This is a genomic window from Psychrobacter sp. T6-5 (genome assembly GCF_052258485.2).
In the GTDB taxonomy this organism is placed as follows: Bacteria; Pseudomonadota; Gammaproteobacteria; order Pseudomonadales; family Moraxellaceae; genus Psychrobacter.
The window spans coordinates 1,407,871-1,425,419 of the sequence record NZ_JBQQEY020000001.1 but is presented as its reverse complement, the minus strand read 5'-3'; the positions used below and the strand labels follow the sequence as shown (position 1 = coordinate 1,425,419).

The following is a 17,549-nucleotide window of genomic DNA, read 5'->3' as shown; positions in this document are numbered from 1 at the left end:
TTTATTTGATTTATATACACAATTTGCTACATACAATTGACAATACATAAATATAAGGGAAGGAACCATGGTAAAATTTAGAAGTAAACTTCTGTTTTTTCGTAGTAAACTGGTTTTATCAGTTATTACCAGAAGTTTAAGAAAAATACTACTATTCGATAAAGTAGGTTTAATGGATAAAGTAATTTGTTGCGATGGTACGTTAATGCGAAAGTAAGGAGTCGGGTGTGATATTAGATGAGCTGATAAAAATAGACATCAAAACGCTACGTAGCTTTATGGCTATCGTGGAGTGTCAAGGCGTGACTGCTGCTCAGTCACGTTTGAATGTCACGACCTCGGTGATTAGTGGACATTTGACTCACCTAGAGGATCGCTTGGGCATGACACTCTGCCATCGCGGTCGAGCAGGATTTAAGCTGACAGAGGATGGCGCGGCTGTCTATGAGGCATGTCTGGGCTTTACCGAATCGGTCGCAAGCTTTCAGCATCAGCTGCACTATATTAAGCAATTAGACTCGGTTCATGGTGGACACATTAGGCTTTGCTTGATTGATCAGATGCCCAAGTTTTTTTATGATGCGCTTAGACAACGTCTCGCTAGCAGCTACCGAGAAAACCCACTGATACACTTTTCTATCGATGTGCAAAGCCCTGAGAGCATGCTAGAAAAGCTCTTAAGTAACGAGAGTGACATTGGTGTGGGTTATTTTGGTAGTTTTCCGCCGTTACTCACTTTTAAGCCAGCATTTGTCGAAAAACAAGTGGTCTGCTGCGGACGTGAGCATAAGCTATTTTATAACTCAGAAGGATTGACTTTTGAGGATTTAGAGCAGAATTATCCGTGGATAAAAAGGGGTTATGTGGTCGAGCATCATATCAATCATATCCGACCAAAAACCCTAAGCGCCACCACATATCACATGGAGGCAACCGCGCAGCTTATCCTTGCAGGCCACCATGTAGGGTACTTACCGCGTGATTTGGCGAGACGTTATGAAGGCATGGGACTGATGAAAATACTCTTGCCCAATGAAGCAAGCTACGACGTCGAGCACCACTGGGCATATCGGGAAAATCAGCACAAACAAGCCGCTGACTTTTTAAATAAGATGATGAACTTGCTATAAAAAGAATACGAATATCACTGCACTACTACAGACGGTTGTTGATGCTTGAGACCAATACTTCTAAGCTTACCTTTTTCGCCTACTTCCTTGATGACCAGTGACCACTCATCGTTCACCACAACCGTATCGCCTGAAACGGGTGCGGTACCTAAATGTGATGTCACATACTCAGCAACCGTCTGCTCCCACATGTTTTTTGTGTGAGCTTCGTCTGTCGTCTTCAGGGTTTTTACTAACGTTTCGGATGCCATGACTTCCGTAAAAAATGGCAAATCGCCGAGTTTGACACTGGGTGATAGCAACCAATCACCATAAAAGTCATCGATAGCCTTACGATCTAACGTTGTGTCATTAAAAATCTTGGCAATTTTACTGGCGTGATTACCTCGCATGGCGTACCAGACGCTATCACCAAATTTTATTTTCGTATTTTCATCAACGACGACGATTTGTTGCCCCCGCACCAGCGCAAATATACTAATCTCGTCAGGACTGATACCTTTAGAGATACCCATAGGATGACGGCCAATAGCAAATGCACCTGATTGCGCCTCAAACTCGTACAAGGTAATACTCGCCTTATCCGATACCCAAACCTCATGTTCTTCTTTGGGATCTTTATTGGTTGGAATACGCACCTTAAATAAATTCGCCATGGTAGGAATGGTCGTGCCTTGCAGTATCAGCGATAAGACCACAACCCCAAACGCAATATCAAACAGCATAAAGGCGTTATCAATTCCTGCCATCACGGGTAAAATGGCAAGGGTGATAGGAACTGCACCGCGCAATCCAACCCAAGAGATAAATCCAATCTCTCGGTCTTTAAATTTAAAGGGTTTGACACTGGTATAGACCGCGATAGGACGGGCAACAAAGATCATGAAGACCGCTATCGCCACCGAATAATACCAGACATTGAGAACGTTTGATGGCGTGACCAGTAGCCCCAACACCACAAACAATATCGCTTGCGATAGCCAAGCGAAGCTGTCCATCACGCGCATGACATGCTCGGTTGAGCGTACTTTATGATTACCTATTAGCACCCCTGTCAGATACACCGCCAAAAACCCACTACCGCCAACCAAGTTGGTTGCGGCAAAAACAGCCAAGCCTGCCGACAGTATCAAAATGGCATACATGCCCTCTGCCAGATGTATCTTAGGCAATAGCCGAGATAACAAATAACCAAAGAGTAAGCCCATCCCTAATCCAAAGCTGAGCTGTTGGAACAGTAATACCAAAAAGCCAAATGCTGTCTGACCAGCAGGGTCGACGTTTAGTGCAATCAGACCTGTTACTAATAAAATAGCCAAGGGATCGTTGGCACCAGATTCTAACTCAAGCGTGGCTTGGACGCGGTCGTTGAGCTTGACCCCGCCATTACGCAATAGAGAAAATACGGCGGCCGCATCGGTTGAGCCAACAATCGCAGCCATCAACAGGCCAAAACGCCAGTCGACATCGAGCAACCAAGTAACGAATACCCCGAGCACCAAAACCGTGACCAGTACGCCCCAAGTAGCCAAGGTAATCGCAGGTTTTAGACCGACCCGAAACGACTTAAAAGACGTGCGTAAACCACCATCTAATAGGATACAAGCCAGCGCTGCTTGACCCACAAAATTGGCCAGCCCATATTGAGAAAATTCAATACCCAAGATGCCCTGCTCGCCTGCCAACATACCGACGATCAAAAACAGCAATAGCAAAGGCACACCCAAACGCGCTGATAATGTACTCGCCATGATACTGGCGAAAATGAGTACTGCCCCTACGAGGTATAGGATATTCAAGGTATCCATTTTTTAAAGCCCTATTTTTATAGTTATTGCATCAATATTGAATGAAGCATAATAGTACTTGATTGCGAAAATATTTCCGTTATCTCACTGTTATTAGATATCACGCCAGAGAGTTTCTCATCAGCAACGATTGTCAGAGCTATTAATAAAAGCAATTTACACTGATTCTATATCGGTATTAAGAGTAACACCTGCGACTAAATTTATAGACAAAATTTCGAGAAAAGTTATCAAATGTACCAGTGAGTATCTGTGAACTTATGACCTTTATTTAGCCATTTTTTATCCTAACTTTTGACAGTATTTAGGCTTGAATGTATTGCCATGTCAGTACCAAAATGGCGGCGGCTACTGTCCAAGCGACAACGCCTAACAACAGTGCCTCATATAAGCTCATATAACTGATGCTAAAAAACACCACCAAGGTATAAATCAAATGCGGTATAACACCCAGCATGCTAAATATCAGGGCAACCCTTAAATCAGTAGGACTGCGCTCAGTACCAACAATGAAGTGACTGATGAGCGTAAACGTAGGGAAAAGAGGTGCAAGCGCCGCCAGATAAAAAAATCGCGTTTGTGCAAATAATTGAATCGCTAATACCATCAAAGCGCCAATAAGCATTTTTAGCCAGATCATGATGGTTCACTCTCCTATTGAGTATGACGGGCTGAACATAGCCCAATCAGCCATCATACTAGAGTCTACAAATTGACATAAGAGGCATCGCTGATTAATTGACCCGTGTGATAAAAAAACGCAAAAAAACCCATTTAGCTACGTTGCTAAATGGGGCTGTTACTTTTATTATGTAAGCTTTTGCGAGTTACTTAATCCTTCTTTGGTTTTAGGGCTGCGCTAATATCTGCTAGCAATGGCGGGATATCATGCTTGTCTGCGATGACTTCGATCATTACTAGCTTATCAGTAGTCGCGGCAGCTTTGTTTAAAGCCGCTTTTAGCTCACCTGCTGTCTCTGCTTTGAGTAGTAAGCTATTCGCTTCGGTTGCGCCAAACGCTTTTGGCATGATCTGCCAATCGCATTTTGGGATATCGTTGTAGTATTGGTTTTCGCCATGAATCGCACGCTCCACTGTATAGCCGTCGTTATTGATTAGTACGATGACTGGATTGATACGCTCTTGAATCATGACCGCCAGCTCTTGGATAGTGAGCAGTGCTGAACCATCACCAATCAATAAAACACTGCGCTTATCTGGCGATGCAACTGCTGCACCTAAGCTAGCTGGTAATGTATAGCCGATTGATCCCCACATTGGCTGCCCATATGACGTCACCCCTTCTGGCAGACGCACATCACTGATGCCAAAGTATGCTGTTCCTTGCTCAGAGAACACTAGGTTATTACGATCTAAGCAATCAGCAATGATATGCCATAGGTCATCTTGGCGAATCGCCTCATCATCCTTGCCCTTCTGCTCATGTGGTTTGACTGGCTCACAGAAAGGTTTTGGTACGATGTTGATGCCAGAGGTCATGACTTCGTGCAGGGCTTGTAACGCATCTTGCAAGGCAAGCGGCGCAAAGTTCTTCCCACTGATAGAAGCACGCTCATAATGCAAGTCTACTACTATACTCTCGTCAATATCTTGGCTAAATCCTGCGGTAGTGGTGTCCGTATATTGCACCCCTACTTTGATCAGACATTCGCAGTTTTCTACTGCATCTTTGACAATAGGGCGCGAGGCAACGCCTGCATAAGTCCCGGCCCAGCGATCGCTGTTTTCATCAAGCAGTGTCTTGCCCCACGATAGCGTGGTATAAGGAATGTCTGTATCAGCAATCAGTGCTTTGAGCTGTGACTGCAACCCCAAACGATGCACCATCAAATCTGCCATCAGCGTCGTTGTCTTGTTTGGCAAGAACTCGGTGAGCGCTTGCTTGAAATCTGCTAGTGCCGCTTGACTGGTGATATCCTCTTGGCTATCAATCAGCTTGGTCGTTGGTGGATAAATAGGCTGACGCGCGACGTCTGGTGATAGCAATAGGTAACCTGGGCGATGCTTTTTGAGAATTAAACGAATGACTCTATCAATTTCTGAGGCAGCATTTTCAGGAGTAAGCTGCGCACGGGCTACCGTCACAGGCTCAACCATCTTAATAAAATGATTAAATACGCCATCGCCAAGCGAATGATGAATACGGCGTTTTGAATCTTGCAAAGCTGTGCTTGGTGCACCTACGATATGCAATACAGGTGCGTACTCGGCAAAAGAACCTGCTGTCGCATTAATAGCTGACAGCTCCCCTACGCCAAAGGTAGTCACCATAGCGGCAAACCCACGCTCGCGTGCATAGCCGTCGGCCGCATAGCCTGCATTTAGCTCATTGGTGTTACCCACCCAGCGCAGCTTATCAGAGGCGAGGACATTGTCCAAAAAAGTTAAGTTAAAATCGCCCGGTACGCCGAATATCTCAGAGGCACCCGCTTCTGCGACACGATCAAACAAATAATCAGCGATGGTATACTGTTGACTCATTTTTTATCCCTATAACTTATCTTTGTAAGTGTTGATAATTGTGAATGTGATTAAATCATAATGTGCATCCCAGCTTATTTATGTATGCAAAGCTTTTGGAATACATATTATAATGAACCGTTATAACATACATTTGTAGATAGAAGACATGCCTATTTTAATAACTTTAACTTTTTTCGTCATAGGTGTTGACACATAAAAAAAACTGCGTATAATACGCCTTCATCAACTGACGATAGTTAATTGATAATTAGCGGGAATAGCTCAGTGGTAGAGCATAACCTTGCCAAGGTTGGGGTCGAGAGTTCGAATCTCTTTTCCCGCTCCAAATACTTAAAAAGCCTCACTTAACAGTGAGGCTTTTTTTTGTCTAATTTTTAAGGCCTTTAGAAGATATTTCGAAATATCTTTTTGAATATAGTTAAGTCTAACTACTCAATTAAAAAGCTCATTTCCGGTGCGGTGCCCATTTGGTGCCCAAACCGTGCCCTGCCCTAAAACTGCGTATGCGTATCTGACCACAACCTAGCTATTTTTAGAGCAGATAGAAATGAAGCGTGGTTTAATATTATGATTAAAAGGTTTTAAATTAGCGAACCTCTACTATAATAAGTTTACTGGTTAGTATTAATTAAGTTTTAGATGGCTCAATGACAATTAGGAAGAATATTATGGCAAAATTAGAATCAAACATCGAATTAGAAGCGGCGGCATTTCGTCGCTTACTGGCTCATTTAGACGAGCGTAAAGATGTACAGAATATTGAGCTGATGAACCTTGCTGACTTTTGTCGTAACTGTTTGTCTAAATGGTACAAAGCTGCTGGTGAAGAACGTGGTATTGAAATCGACTACGAGGATGCTCGCGAGCTTGTTTATGGTATGCCTTATGCTGAGTGGAAAGAAAAGTATCAGCAAAAAGCCACACCAGAGCAGTTAGCACGTTTTAACGAAATTGAAGCTGCCAAGAACAAAACGGATTAAGACTAACTAATAGTGGCTCAAATAAAAGAGCCACTATTATATAATTATATTGAAGAAGACAGTATTGCCGCTAGATTAGTGGCTTTCTATAGATTTGAGTATACTACTAAATCCTATGGTTCCTTGTTTCTGCATTTGACGATCAAATAGGCGACCAATTAATGGCAATGGTACAATCAATCGACCCTCCGATATCCAAGTCACGTGTGTGGTGCCATCGCCCAAGTCTTTTAAATCAATGACACCTTTATCATGTCGCATTTTGACAGGTTTAGCTTTTTCGATTTGGTATTGCATATGAGTAGGACGCTCAAACGCTGTAATCCGCTCCCAAAACTTAACAGGTCCCGCTTGAATGCTACGTAAAGCGCCAACACCATTGCGCTCCTCATTACCTTCAGCGACTAACTTAGCAACTCCCACCGCTTTAAATGAGCCATAACTGGCATGGTCGCTCAGTGCTTCAAATACCTCATCAATCGGTTTTTTGACAATGCGTTCTACTTTTATTTTGAACATAATATGATCTCGTTAGGATTAAAGTTATTTCGCTTAGTGCCATTTTAGAAATAAATAAAGCCGTCACACTTTGAAAACTTATGATCGTGAAGAAGCTCGTCCTTTTGAAAGACGCTTACCATTAATACTATTCAACATCATCCAATAGCTTATTCAGCTCGTCCACCATTGGATCGTCTATGATGCTGCCTTCCACATAACTTACGATCTCATCTACAGTCGTTAGATCCATGGCCGCAATGCCCAAGCTGGCTAGCTGCTCATTGATTGAGTCCAAGCTATCATTATCTTTGGAGTCGTCTAACAACTCTTCTTCAAACCTGCCTCTGACAAACCAATACATTTTTTCTAGCACGGTTTCTTTTTTGGTCAAAGTAGAATAGCCATCGCCATAAATGAACAGATTAAAATGATACGGTATTTCTACATCATTGATGAAAAAAGTACGCTGACACTCTAGTGTATAGGCCTGAATCTCTCCGCCTTCAGTGCTGTCGTCACTTTGAGTATCTTCATCATACTCAATCGCCTCCTCTACCAATCCGCCTAGCAACTGATAGCCGCCCACTTTGATTTTGTGATTATAAATGATAGCAGAGTCTGCAATTGCATCAAAAATAACGGCACTGATATCTAAAGTATGATTATCAATATCATAAAATGCTTTTAGGGCAGGCAAAAACCCTGTCAGCTCCTCTTCAGGTACTTGAATGAGAAACTGCTGCTCATATATTTTAATCATATCTTCAGGCGCATAGGTATTAGCAGTGTCGTTCTCGTTTCTGCCAGTAGGCTGCAAAGGTAAAAAATTATACGGGTTATGTTTGGTCATTCAAAACGGCCTTTTTGCTTGAGTTAAATTTGTGAAATGTCTGTGTGGCTCAATCTTTAAGAGCCTTTATACATGATACTTTTTTCAATAACACGGCACTTTAGATTCTATGCACATATTGTCTCTTATTCAGGCAATTTTAGATAGACAGATATACAAGTTCAATCACTCTAGTTTAAACAAGCAGTCTAAATAACACAGACTAAAAAGGTATCTCCATACCAGTGACTAGCTAATTTGCTGCCATCCTGAGGTTGCCTGATGTTCATCTTGATGCGCAAACAAAGGGTGAGCCTTGGCTTCCTGTAAATTCAGCACAGGGGTCACACAGACATCGGTTGCCGCAAATACGCCTTGCCAATGCTCAAGCGTTTGACTGGCGAATTTTTCCGCCATTGTTTTAGTCGCTGTTTGACTCTCAGGCCTATTGGGCATGATGCCAAGCTGCCAATGTACGTCTTTAAGCGCTGGCAACTCCAATACCTCACATAGACCTTGCCAAAATTTCAACTCTAACGAACCAACCGCCATATGGCGCTGGTCAGCGGTTTGGTACAGTCGATAACATGGCAATGCACCGCCTAAAAAATCATGCTGCGGCAGTAGAGTGTCGTTTAAGCCATTTCCTGAAAGGCTATTAATCAGTTTGCCTGTGACCTTTGGCATAATCATATGATTATACAAACTGTGCGTCATGCTAATAGCAATGTGTCGCCCCTTGCCCGTATGCTGGGCGGCAAATACAGCAGCAAACAATGCTATCACTGCTGTGTCACTGCCACCTGCCAAATCCGCAAACTGGATATTGGGCATGGCCTGCTCACCCTGAGCTGTTTTTAACTGATCAAGTACACCGCTCATGGCCATGAAATTGATATCATGACCAGCCTTATCAGACCAATTATGATTTATTTGAGAGCTATTTTTTGACTCAGCACTTTCTAAGTAGACACCTTCTTTTGCGTAATTGTCTGCTACGCCATAACCAGTAATAGATACCATTACTAGCTTTGGGTTGATGGCATGCAGGGTCTTAGCACCTAGTCCCATTTCTGCCAAGACACCTGGGCGAAAGCTATCTAGCATCACATCGGCTTCTTTAAGATGTGCTTTTATAACTTCAATTGCTTTGGGATCATGAAAGTCATGCTTTTCGGTCGTTTTACCGTGGTTTAAAGCTGCGAATAGCTCACCAAATACCCGAGCAGGATCGCCTTGTTTGGGCTCGATTTTAAGGACGTCCGCACCCAAATCTGCAAGCAAACGCGTAGCAAAAGGCCCAGGTAGATTACGAGTCAAATCGATCACTCGTAATCCTTGTAGACAGTCAGCAATTTGATCATGATTTGATACATGCGCATCAGTCATCAGAGAACGCCTCGCCTTTGGCTGCCATGTCTAGCAATATCTGAGCAGGCTCAAACCGTTCGCCGTATGTTGCCGCAAGCTCGCGACTACGTTTGATGAATTCATTGACGCCCATCGCATTGATAAACTGTAGCGTACCGCCATGCTGAGGTGCGAACCCCCAACCAAAGATAGAACCTATATTGGTATCGGCAACTGAGCGTACGACATTCTCCTCATAGCACTTAGCAGATTCATTGGCTTGAATAAACATTAGCCGATCCATCAAATCTTGCTGCGACGGTTGTTCTGATTTTGGCGGATATAATTTTATCAACTCAGGCCATAGATGCTTATCACCCTCTGTTGGATAGTCATAGAAGCCTTTGCCATTTTTCTTGCCTTCGCGCCCATGGTCATTGACCAGCGTCTTTAGTATCTCGTAAGAAGGGCGCACAGCAACGGACTTGCCTTCGGCTGCCATATCTACCTGCTGTTGCTCGCTGACATGCAACGCCAAGCTTAACGACACTTCATCTTGTAATGCTAGCGGCGGCATCGGCATACCTGTTTTTAGTCCGGCAACTTCGATGCTACGCGGATGGACACCTTCGCCCAGCATCGCGATACCCTCTGATACATAGGTGCCAAATACTCTGGAAGTATAAAAACCATGACTGTCATTGACGACGATAGGCGTTTTGCCTATTTGCATAACATAGTCGAAAGCTTTGGCCAATGTTGCATCGTCGGTTTGCTCGCCCATGATAATCTCAACGAGCGGCATTTTATCTACTGGCGAGAAAAAATGCAGACCGATAAACTGGTTTGGTCGCGTACTGGCTTTTGCCAGTCCAGTAATCGGTAGCGTTGAGGTATTGGACGCATAGACGGCCGTACTTGAAATCACTACTTCACTCTGCTTGGTACATTTGGCTTTGATTTCTCGGTTTTCAAATACTGCTTCGATGATGAGATCACAATCAGCCAAATCATCATAAGAAACAGTTGGTGTAATACGTGTTAAGAGGGCTTGTTTTTTCTCTTCGGTAGCATGCTTTCGGCTGATGGCTTTATCCAAAATATTGGTAGAGTACGCTTTGCCTTTTTCAGCATTGGTAATCTCTGTGTCTAACAGCACGACCTCTATACCTGCTTTGGCAGTGACATAAGCAATACCTGCGCCCATCATGCCAGCGCCCAAAATACCGACTTTTTTGGTTTGGGTCTGCTCAAATCCTTGAGGGCGAGACTGACCTTTCTTGATGCTGTTCAGCTGCGTCCATAAGGTGTTAATCATATTCTTTGATTCATTGGACAGTACGCAAGCGGCAAAATAACGCGACTCGATCTCAAGCCCCGTATCGATGTCTACTAGGCACCCTTCAAACACACAAGACATGATATGAGCAATCGCTGGATAGTTGCCATGTGACTTTTGATTAGCCATGGCTGGGGCGATAGAGAATATAGGAACTACTTTTGGATGCTTACTATCGCCGCCAGGGATTTTAAAGCCTTTCTTATCCCATGGCTGCTGCACGCTTGGATTATTTTGAATCCAGTCTTTTGCTTGCTTCAGCATATCCGCTTGAGCAGTGGCCGTTGCATCAATAAGTCCAATGTCTTTTGCAACTGCTGCGCGAAGCTCCTTGCCTTGCGTCATCAGCTCCAACGCCACCTGAATGCCGACCAATCGCGGTAAGCGCTGAGTACCGCCGCCACCAGGTAACAAGCCTAATTTTACCTCAGGCAAACCAAGCTTGGTCTTAGGCGTGTCAATGGCAATACGATAATGACATGCTAGCGCCAGCTCTAAACCACCACCCAGTGCGGTTCCTGTCATAGCAACAACCACAGGTTTACCTGAGGTCTCAAGTTTACGCAAACTACCTTTTAATTTTTCAGTCAATGTAAATGCTTGCTCGGCTGTCTTTATCTGGTTCAATTGATCGATATCTGCGCCAACCACAAAGGATTCTTTGGCCGATGTGAGAATCAAGCCTGTGGCTGCGTCATCATTGATGAAACTATTGACTATCGTGGCGAACGACTCCGTAAAGCCATCACCAATGACATTCATTTTGCGTTTGCTTTGGTCAATCGTGACAGTGACGATACCATCGTCATCACGCTGAGCAGAGAAATTTTCTAGTGCGTTAATTGCTGTTACGCTATCTGCTGTCTGGTTATTTATCATCATTTTTATCCCTTAAATGATTCTTTATATATTGCGTTTTAGTCTAATTGGTTTTCAGTCTATTTTAGATAAAAGTTAAACACGCTCGATAATCGTCGCAATGCCCATACCACCGCCCACACATAGCGTGACCATCGCGGTCTGTAGATCGCGTCGTTCTAGCTCATCAAGGACGGTCGTCATGAGCATCGCGCCAGTTGCGCCAAGCGGATGACCCATAGCGATTGCGCCACCGTTGACATTGACGATATCAAGCGAGATGCCAAAATCATCAGCGGTATTCATCGGCACAGCAGCGAAGGCCTCGTTGATTTCCCAAAGATCTATATCAGAGGCTTGCATGCCTGCTTTATCGAGGGCTTTTTGGCAAGCTGGTGTCGGGCCTGTCAGCATGATGGCTGGCTCTGAGCCAATGACTGAGGCCATTGTGATTTTGGCGCGTGGTTTTAGCCCTGCTTTTTGCCCAGCCGCCGCGCTACCAACCAAACAAATTGCCGCACCATCAACGATGCCTGAAGAGTTACCCGCATGATGCACGTGATTGACGCTTTCGATCGTGGTATATCGGTCTAATATCACACTATCAAAGCCCATTTTTCCCGGCATAATAAAAGACGGTTTAAGACCCGCTAAGGTTTCGACATTGGTATTAGGACGGATGGTTTCATCCTTATCTAACAGCATCATGCCATTGATATCGGTGACAGGGACGACAGACTTGTCGTAACGGCCCTTCTCCCAAGCCTGTGCAGCGCGGCGATGAGACTCGGTGGCAAAGGCATCAACATCACTACGACTAAAGCCTTTGAGCGTTGCGATGGTATCCGCACCCACGCCTTGCGGTACGAAATGCGTCGCTTCATTGACGCGCGGATCCATATACCAAGCACCACCATCAGAGCCCATCGGCACACGGCTCATAGACTCCACACCGCCTGCCACTACCATGTCTTCCATACCTGACATGACTTTGGCCGCTGCTAGGTTGATAGACTCCAAACCAGAGGCACAAAAACGAGACAAGGTAAGACCTGCCACACTTTGCGCCCAACCAGCATCAATCACAGCGATACGCGCAATATCAGAGCCTTGCTCACCGACTGGCGTCACGCAACCAAGCACCACATCGTCAACCAAACTGGTATCTAAGTTGTGGCGCTGCTCCATCTCTGTTAATAAGGTACGCGTTAGCCAAATCGGTGATGCCTGATACAACGAACCGTCCTTTTTTCCTTTGCCACGTGGCGTGCGGATAGCATCATAAATATATGCAGTCTCAGTCATAAAAAATCCTTTTTTTATTTTTTAAATAAACAATAAGTATCGTAGTCTTATAATATAAGCGTCTACATAAAGCGTGAAGCCAGCTCTTTCATAATCTCATTGGTGCCGCCATAGATTTTTTGTACGCGCGCATCGGCATATAGACGGGCGATAGGATACTCGGTCATATAGCCATAGCCACCAAACAGTTGCACGCATTCATCGATGACTTCGCACTGTTTTTCGGTGACCCAGTATTTGATCAATGAGGCATGCGGTACAGACAGTTTGCCATCTAGCATCGCATCGACTGCCGCATCACACATGGTGCTGGCAGCAAGATAATCGGCATAGCATTCTGCCATCTTAAAGCGGGTATTTTGAAATTTCCAAATAGGTTTGCCAAAGGCTTCACGGCCTTTTACGTAGTCTAGCGTTAGATTGATAGCAAGCTTCATTGAGCCAACCCCTGATAGCGCAATGATTAAGCGCTCACGCGGCAACTCCTGCATCATTTGGATAAAGCCCATACCTTCTATCGTACCCAATAGATTTTTTTGCGGCACACGTACATTGCTAAAGAACAACTCTGAGGTATCCTGAGAGGTCAGACCAATCTTATCTAGGTTACGTCCACGCTCAAACCCTTCTACTTTGTCCGTTTCTACGATGATAAGTGAGACGCCTTGCGCGCCTTGTTCACGGTCTGTTTTGCATGCTAATAAAATCAGATTGGCGTGCTGACCATTGGTGATAAAAGTCTTAGAGCCATTGATAATATAATTATCACCATCTTTTACTGCATAGGTTTTGATGTTCTGCAGGTCAGATCCAGTACCAGGCTCGGTCATGGCGATAGCGCCGATATATTCACCCGTTGCCATTTTTGGTAGCCACGCTTGTTTTTGTTCTTCAGTACCGTGGGCTAAAATATAAGGCGCGACAATACCTGAATGCACCATACCGCCAAATCCTGACTGATTGGCCTCAGTCTGTGCGTAGATAAGCGCGGCTTCATGACCAAAATCGCCACCGCCGCCGCCATACTCGCTTGGTATCGCCGCACACAGAAACCCCATCTCGCCTGCTTCTTCCCAAGCATCGCGATCGATCATGCCATTTTTGCGCCACTGCTCATCTTTGTGATCCCAAGATTGAAACATTTTCAAGGCGCTGTCGTGCACCATCTGATGCTCTTCGGTCATCCAGTTTGGGGTGAATTTTTCGATACTCATGATGTCTATCCTTGACAAGGTGGAGTGAATAACAACTATATAGTCAAGCCTATATAAATCCGCTACATCGTCATCCTCGCTAAGCATACTAATGTATAACTTGCACTCGGTTTCCTTGTATCGAAATTATATTGAATTGACTATAGCTAAGTCGTTTTAAAAATTCTACGGTAATTTATATTACCGTTATAAATATGCGATAAATTCTTTGTATTTATTAATATATGAGTCTTATACTAGGCTACGAAAAACCACTTCGCAATCCATTAAATAAAAATGGTAATTCAAATTACTCATTAATTTAATAATGAGAACTAGTCAGCAATTTATTCAATTGGTAAGACTTATCAAATAGCCAATACTTTAAAAAGCGATAAATATGAAAACCTTTAATCAGTCAGATAGCCTCACGCAAACTCGATCTTTAGCGCCCCTATCCGATATGCGGCCCGCAACTTTGGATAAAATTGAACAGGCCGTTCGTAAAGTCTTTGCAGGACTTGATGCGAATGAGGTGACGATGGCGCAGATTGCAAAATCTGCAAATGTCTCATTGCAAACGCTTTACAAGTATTTTGGAGATAAGCAAACGCTGTTTTATACCATTATGGATATCGTGCTCGGCAGATTAGCCGCTCGAATTATGGATCATTTACAGGGTATTGATAGCGTCCAAGATCGTCTGCGAAAGACGTTGTGGGTCTGCTTTGATTTTGTAGACTCGCACCCAGATGCGGTGATGGTGCTGTCTTCGGTCTCGGCCTCGCGTATACGTAATATCGCAATCTATGAAAACAAAGAGTTAATTGGCGCATTTTTAGCGGTATTAGAAGATGGGCAAAATCGCGGTGTGCTCAATGATACTGTTCCACTGCACATACTCTTCGATGTGTTTATGGGGTTTATCAGTCGGCTTGGATTGATGCATACCATTCGCCAAACAGAAACACCGATAAATGCAGAGTTTGATGCACTATTCACCATTTTGTGGCGTGCTATCTCTAAACCTGATGCTTAGTATGATACTTATATGACGACTCTTGTGCCTCAGCACTTAGCACTTAGCACACGAACAATAATCACAAAAACCAAAAAGCCCCACGATAGAGTGAGGCTTTTTTATGTCTTTTAAAACTATCTGTCTTTTAAAATTAATATGATTATTCAGTCAATATAACTAATCAGTTAAGCTACTCGTATATTCACAGTATTTTAGATGCTGCTAGATTTTGGCAATTCGTACTCTATATGGTCGACCCTATGATTGGCTTTTTCGATAGTCAGCTGATAGCTATTGATAACCCCATCATATGGCAAATGGCTCTCATACTGCTGATAGTGCTCGCAGATACACTCTTCAATCGCTGAATTACGTGCAGCGTCATCTAATTTGGCAAAACCGCTAGGCAGATGTACTTGCGCAAAACGTGAAGCCGCGCCACGAGACATCCAATTATCAGCACTGGTAAATGTAAAGTCTACTTCCGCTCTTAAGCTATATCTGGGTAACGTATTAGAATAATTTGCCAAGTCATATTTAATCTGCACAATATCTTCTGCGAATGGCTGATACGGTATCTCAAGCACGGCAAATAGTTTTACCAAAAACTCATCAGCGGTAAAGTATTTGTCCATATAGCTGCTATCAAGTCCAAGATACCTATGCGACAGTACATGGCGCAGGCGATCACAGGCAGGAATGGTATGCTTGATAGGATAACCCATGGCTCTGACAATATCTTGCGAACGTAGCTCAAGTGTGGCTATCTGATTGATTGCATATTGTGCTAAGAGATGGCGTGGGTGATAACGACGGGTATATTGAGATTGGTTGGCAATGTGGCTCATGATATTGAACACCTTAGACTCCTATAACTCCGACGAAAAAGGTTGATATACGCCCAAATAGGCAAAAAATCAGGCACAAATGAGGTTGTCGGAGTACAGGCTCATGCGCTTTACCAAGGTTATTTTATATCGTGCTGGAAGTTGCAAGGTTTGTCATGCTGCCATGAGACGGTCGTCACGGACGGCAATAACAAAACTGTTAAACCCACGATAGTTCGTTCAATGATGATAGCACAACAGACAGCAGAAAATAAATACCGATATGTTTACTTATTTTTCAACAGTAAACGATTAGGTTTTTAAATTAAAAGCACCTCATATTGAAGGTTAATTTTCTTTATTTATCCCGTATTTTTCATTGCATCTCTTTTTCTAAGCCTCTCATGTTGAGCTTTGGGTTAACAATCCTTATCAAAAAACATCTTTTACAATCGACTTCGGCTTGCTATCTTGCTTCGCGACGCTTGTATTCCAAGAATACCTGCCCCACTTCGACTTATCACCCGCCATATTAGCACCTGCTTTGTATTGGATTTTATGACACATAACATTGAGACGAGCGCAAACGCTCGCCGAACTCAGTATTTTCAAGTATTTTTGATGGGCGTTAGTGCCTTTATTATGAACACCACAGAATTTGTCCCTGTGGCACTGCTCAGCGACATCGCCCAAGATTTCTCTATCACGACGGCAGAGACAGGCTGGATGTTGACGCTTTATGCTTGGATTGTCGCCGCCATGTCATTACCACTGATGCTATTGACCAGTCGATTTGAGCGCAAACGGTTGTTATTAGGGCTGTTTGCCGTCTTTATCGCCAGTCATATACTATCTGTATTTGCATGGAGTTTTGACGTACTGCTCATTAGCCGAGTTGGGATTGCGCTGTCGCATGCGATATTTTGGTCCATCACAGCAGCAATCGCCATACGTGTGGCACCCGAAGGCAAGAAAGCCATGGCGCTGAGTGTGCTCGCGACTGGGACGTCGCTTGCGATGGTATTAGGTGTGCCATTAGGACGGTTGGTTGGTCAGTGGTTTGGTTGGCGCGCGACATTTGGCGGCATTGGTATCATTGCACTGGTGGTATTCATACTCCAAGCAAGACTGTTGCCCACGCTACCCAGCATGTTTGAGGGATCTTTTAGAAAGATTCCAGAACTCCTCAAAAACCCCTTACTGGTTTGTCTATATTTGCTTATCTTGCTCGTCTTTACCGCACACTATACGGCGTACTCTTATATAGAACCCTTTATGCGTCAGGTCGGCAACATCAGCGAAAACGCGGCTACTTTTGTGCTACTACTGTTTGGGGCGGCAGGCATTGTGGGCAGTGTGATATTCAGTCGTTGGGGTGATAGATATAACACCCAATTGATGCTGATATCTACGATATTAATACTCGTCTCTATGCTGACATTGCTGTTTGTCGTGACGTCTGTATGGGCGCTTAGTGTTAGTGCACTGCTTTGGGGCGCGGCACTCATGCTGCTGATTATCTCGATGCAGGCAAAAGTCATCATGGTCGATGTCAATGCACAAGATATGCTGATGTCGATGTTCTCAGGTATTATCAATTTAGGTATTGGTACAGGTGCGCTATTTGGTGGCTATGCAGTGACGCATATCTCGATATCAAGCGTGGGTTATGTCGGCGCGGCTATTGCGAGTATCGCTCTGCTCCTAATGTTATTTATGATAAAACGCTTCCCTGAGTTGAGTCGGCGACTTGGCTAAGTGTAATCTATCTATTGATACCGATGCTTTGTGAATGATTAAAAGTAGTGATGTATGTAATAAAATGGTTAGGTAATAGTACAGCCTTGCAAGGCTTGCTAGATTTCTTTTAAGGATACAAAAGTTGTAAAAATAAGACAATATT

The 17,549-nt window shown here is 43.9% G+C and carries 14 protein-coding genes and 1 tRNA gene; 5 read left to right on the top strand and 10 right to left on the bottom strand.

From position 1 onward, the window contains the following. Positions 1–227 precede the first annotated feature (227 nt). The gene (locus ACTXGK_RS20810; RefSeq protein WP_227675835.1) at positions 228–1,130 is read left to right on the top strand and encodes a LysR family transcriptional regulator; all 903 of its coding nucleotides are present in this window, start codon (positions 228–230) and stop codon (positions 1,128–1,130) included. 14 nt (positions 1,131–1,144) lie between these two features. On the opposite strand, the gene ACTXGK_RS20805 is transcribed toward ACTXGK_RS20810, so the two are convergent. The 3 genes from ACTXGK_RS20805 to ACTXGK_RS20795 form a co-directional block, all read right to left on the bottom strand. Beyond that, positions 1,145–2,938: a potassium/proton antiporter gene (locus tag ACTXGK_RS20805; protein ID WP_443516817.1), complete on the bottom strand. Its 1,794-nt coding sequence runs from the start codon at positions 2,936–2,938 to the stop codon at positions 1,145–1,147. 304 nt (positions 2,939–3,242) lie between these two features. Continuing rightward, positions 3,243–3,578, bottom strand: a complete 336-nt coding sequence (locus ACTXGK_RS20800) for a GlpM family protein (protein ID WP_443516815.1) — start codon at positions 3,576–3,578, stop codon at positions 3,243–3,245. A gap of 191 nt (positions 3,579–3,769) precedes the next feature. Then, the gene (locus ACTXGK_RS20795; RefSeq protein ID WP_443516813.1) at positions 3,770–5,440 is read right to left on the bottom strand and encodes an alpha-keto acid decarboxylase family protein; all 1,671 of its coding nucleotides are present in this window, start codon (positions 5,438–5,440) and stop codon (positions 3,770–3,772) included. 253 nt (positions 5,441–5,693) lie between these two features. Here ACTXGK_RS20795 and ACTXGK_RS20790 point away from each other — a divergent pair. After that, positions 5,694–5,768: transfer RNA gene (locus ACTXGK_RS20790), tRNA-Gly, on the top strand. Between the two features lie 343 nt (positions 5,769–6,111). After that, the gene (locus tag ACTXGK_RS20785; RefSeq protein WP_201602008.1) at positions 6,112–6,423 is read left to right on the top strand and encodes a DUF1244 domain-containing protein; all 312 of its coding nucleotides are present in this window, start codon (positions 6,112–6,114) and stop codon (positions 6,421–6,423) included. 75 nt (positions 6,424–6,498) lie between these two features. Here ACTXGK_RS20785 and ACTXGK_RS20780 read toward each other — a convergent pair whose 3' ends face one another. The 6 genes from ACTXGK_RS20780 to ACTXGK_RS20755 form a co-directional block, all read right to left on the bottom strand. Beyond that, positions 6,499–6,942, bottom strand: a complete 444-nt coding sequence (locus ACTXGK_RS20780) for an SRPBCC family protein (RefSeq protein ID WP_443516811.1) — start codon at positions 6,940–6,942, stop codon at positions 6,499–6,501. Positions 6,943–7,069: 127 nt separating this feature from the next. Further along, positions 7,070–7,774 carry a hypothetical protein gene (locus tag ACTXGK_RS20775; RefSeq protein WP_443516809.1) on the bottom strand — a complete coding sequence of 235 codons (705 nt, stop codon included), beginning with the start codon at positions 7,772–7,774 and terminating at the stop codon, positions 7,070–7,072. A 228-nt stretch (positions 7,775–8,002) separates the two neighbouring features. Continuing rightward, positions 8,003–9,142 (bottom strand): CaiB/BaiF CoA transferase family protein, encoded by a 1,140-nt coding sequence (locus tag ACTXGK_RS20770; RefSeq protein WP_443516807.1) that lies wholly within the window; start codon positions 9,140–9,142, stop codon positions 8,003–8,005. Next, complete coding sequence (locus ACTXGK_RS20765; RefSeq protein ID WP_443516805.1) at positions 9,135–11,324, bottom strand: 3-hydroxyacyl-CoA dehydrogenase NAD-binding domain-containing protein; 2,190 nt, start codon at positions 11,322–11,324, stop codon at positions 9,135–9,137. Before ACTXGK_RS20765 ends, ACTXGK_RS20770 begins: the two co-directional genes overlap by 8 nt. A 72-nt stretch (positions 11,325–11,396) precedes the next feature. Continuing rightward, positions 11,397–12,605, bottom strand: a complete 1,209-nt coding sequence (locus ACTXGK_RS20760; protein ID WP_443516803.1) for an acetyl-CoA C-acetyltransferase — start codon at positions 12,603–12,605, stop codon at positions 11,397–11,399. Positions 12,606–12,667: 62 nt separating this feature from the next. Beyond that, complete coding sequence (locus tag ACTXGK_RS20755; protein ID WP_443516801.1) at positions 12,668–13,819, bottom strand: acyl-CoA dehydrogenase family protein; 1,152 nt, start codon at positions 13,817–13,819, stop codon at positions 12,668–12,670. A 379-nt stretch (positions 13,820–14,198) separates the two neighbouring features. Between ACTXGK_RS20755 and ACTXGK_RS20750 the strand changes: the two genes are divergently transcribed. Further along, positions 14,199–14,837: a TetR/AcrR family transcriptional regulator gene (locus ACTXGK_RS20750; RefSeq protein ID WP_443516799.1), complete on the top strand. Its 639-nt coding sequence runs from the start codon at positions 14,199–14,201 to the stop codon at positions 14,835–14,837. 194 nt (positions 14,838–15,031) lie between these two features. On the opposite strand, the gene ACTXGK_RS20745 is transcribed toward ACTXGK_RS20750, so the two are convergent. Further along, on the bottom strand, positions 15,032–15,667 hold the full coding sequence (locus ACTXGK_RS20745) for a hypothetical protein (protein WP_443516798.1): 636 nt from the start codon (positions 15,665–15,667) through the stop codon (positions 15,032–15,034). A gap of 537 nt (positions 15,668–16,204) precedes the next feature. Here ACTXGK_RS20745 and ACTXGK_RS20740 point away from each other — a divergent pair. After that, on the top strand, positions 16,205–17,404 hold the full coding sequence (locus ACTXGK_RS20740) for a sugar transporter (protein WP_443516796.1): 1,200 nt from the start codon (positions 16,205–16,207) through the stop codon (positions 17,402–17,404). The last annotated feature ends 145 nt before the right edge of the window (positions 17,405–17,549 follow it).

What these genes read in the sequence shown, in the direction of transcription:
- ACTXGK_RS20795 (WP_443516813.1), bottom strand. Translation starts at nt 5,440, where the DNA reads ATGAGTCAACAGTATACCATCGCTGATTATTTGTTTGATCGTGTCGCA.
- ACTXGK_RS20800 (WP_443516815.1), bottom strand. Translation starts at nt 3,578, where the DNA reads ATGATCTGGCTAAAAATGCTTATTGGCGCTTTGATGGTATTAGCGATT.
- ACTXGK_RS20785 (WP_201602008.1), top strand. Translation starts at nt 6,112, where the DNA reads ATGGCAAAATTAGAATCAAACATCGAATTAGAAGCGGCGGCATTTCGT.
- ACTXGK_RS20765 (WP_443516805.1), bottom strand. Translation starts at nt 11,324, where the DNA reads ATGATGATAAATAACCAGACAGCAGATAGCGTAACAGCAATTAACGCA.
- ACTXGK_RS20750 (WP_443516799.1), top strand. Translation starts at nt 14,199, where the DNA reads ATGAAAACCTTTAATCAGTCAGATAGCCTCACGCAAACTCGATCTTTA.
- ACTXGK_RS20740 (WP_443516796.1), top strand. Translation starts at nt 16,205, where the DNA reads ATGACACATAACATTGAGACGAGCGCAAACGCTCGCCGAACTCAGTAT.
- ACTXGK_RS20775 (WP_443516809.1), bottom strand. Translation starts at nt 7,774, where the DNA reads ATGACCAAACATAACCCGTATAATTTTTTACCTTTGCAGCCTACTGGC.
- ACTXGK_RS20760 (WP_443516803.1), bottom strand. Translation starts at nt 12,605, where the DNA reads ATGACTGAGACTGCATATATTTATGATGCTATCCGCACGCCACGTGGC.
- ACTXGK_RS20780 (WP_443516811.1), bottom strand. Translation starts at nt 6,942, where the DNA reads ATGTTCAAAATAAAAGTAGAACGCATTGTCAAAAAACCGATTGATGAG.
- ACTXGK_RS20745 (WP_443516798.1), bottom strand. Translation starts at nt 15,667, where the DNA reads ATGAGCCACATTGCCAACCAATCTCAATATACCCGTCGTTATCACCCA.
- ACTXGK_RS20770 (WP_443516807.1), bottom strand. Translation starts at nt 9,142, where the DNA reads ATGACTGATGCGCATGTATCAAATCATGATCAAATTGCTGACTGTCTA.
- ACTXGK_RS20755 (WP_443516801.1), bottom strand. Translation starts at nt 13,819, where the DNA reads ATGAGTATCGAAAAATTCACCCCAAACTGGATGACCGAAGAGCATCAG.
- ACTXGK_RS20805 (WP_443516817.1), bottom strand. Translation starts at nt 2,938, where the DNA reads ATGGATACCTTGAATATCCTATACCTCGTAGGGGCAGTACTCATTTTC.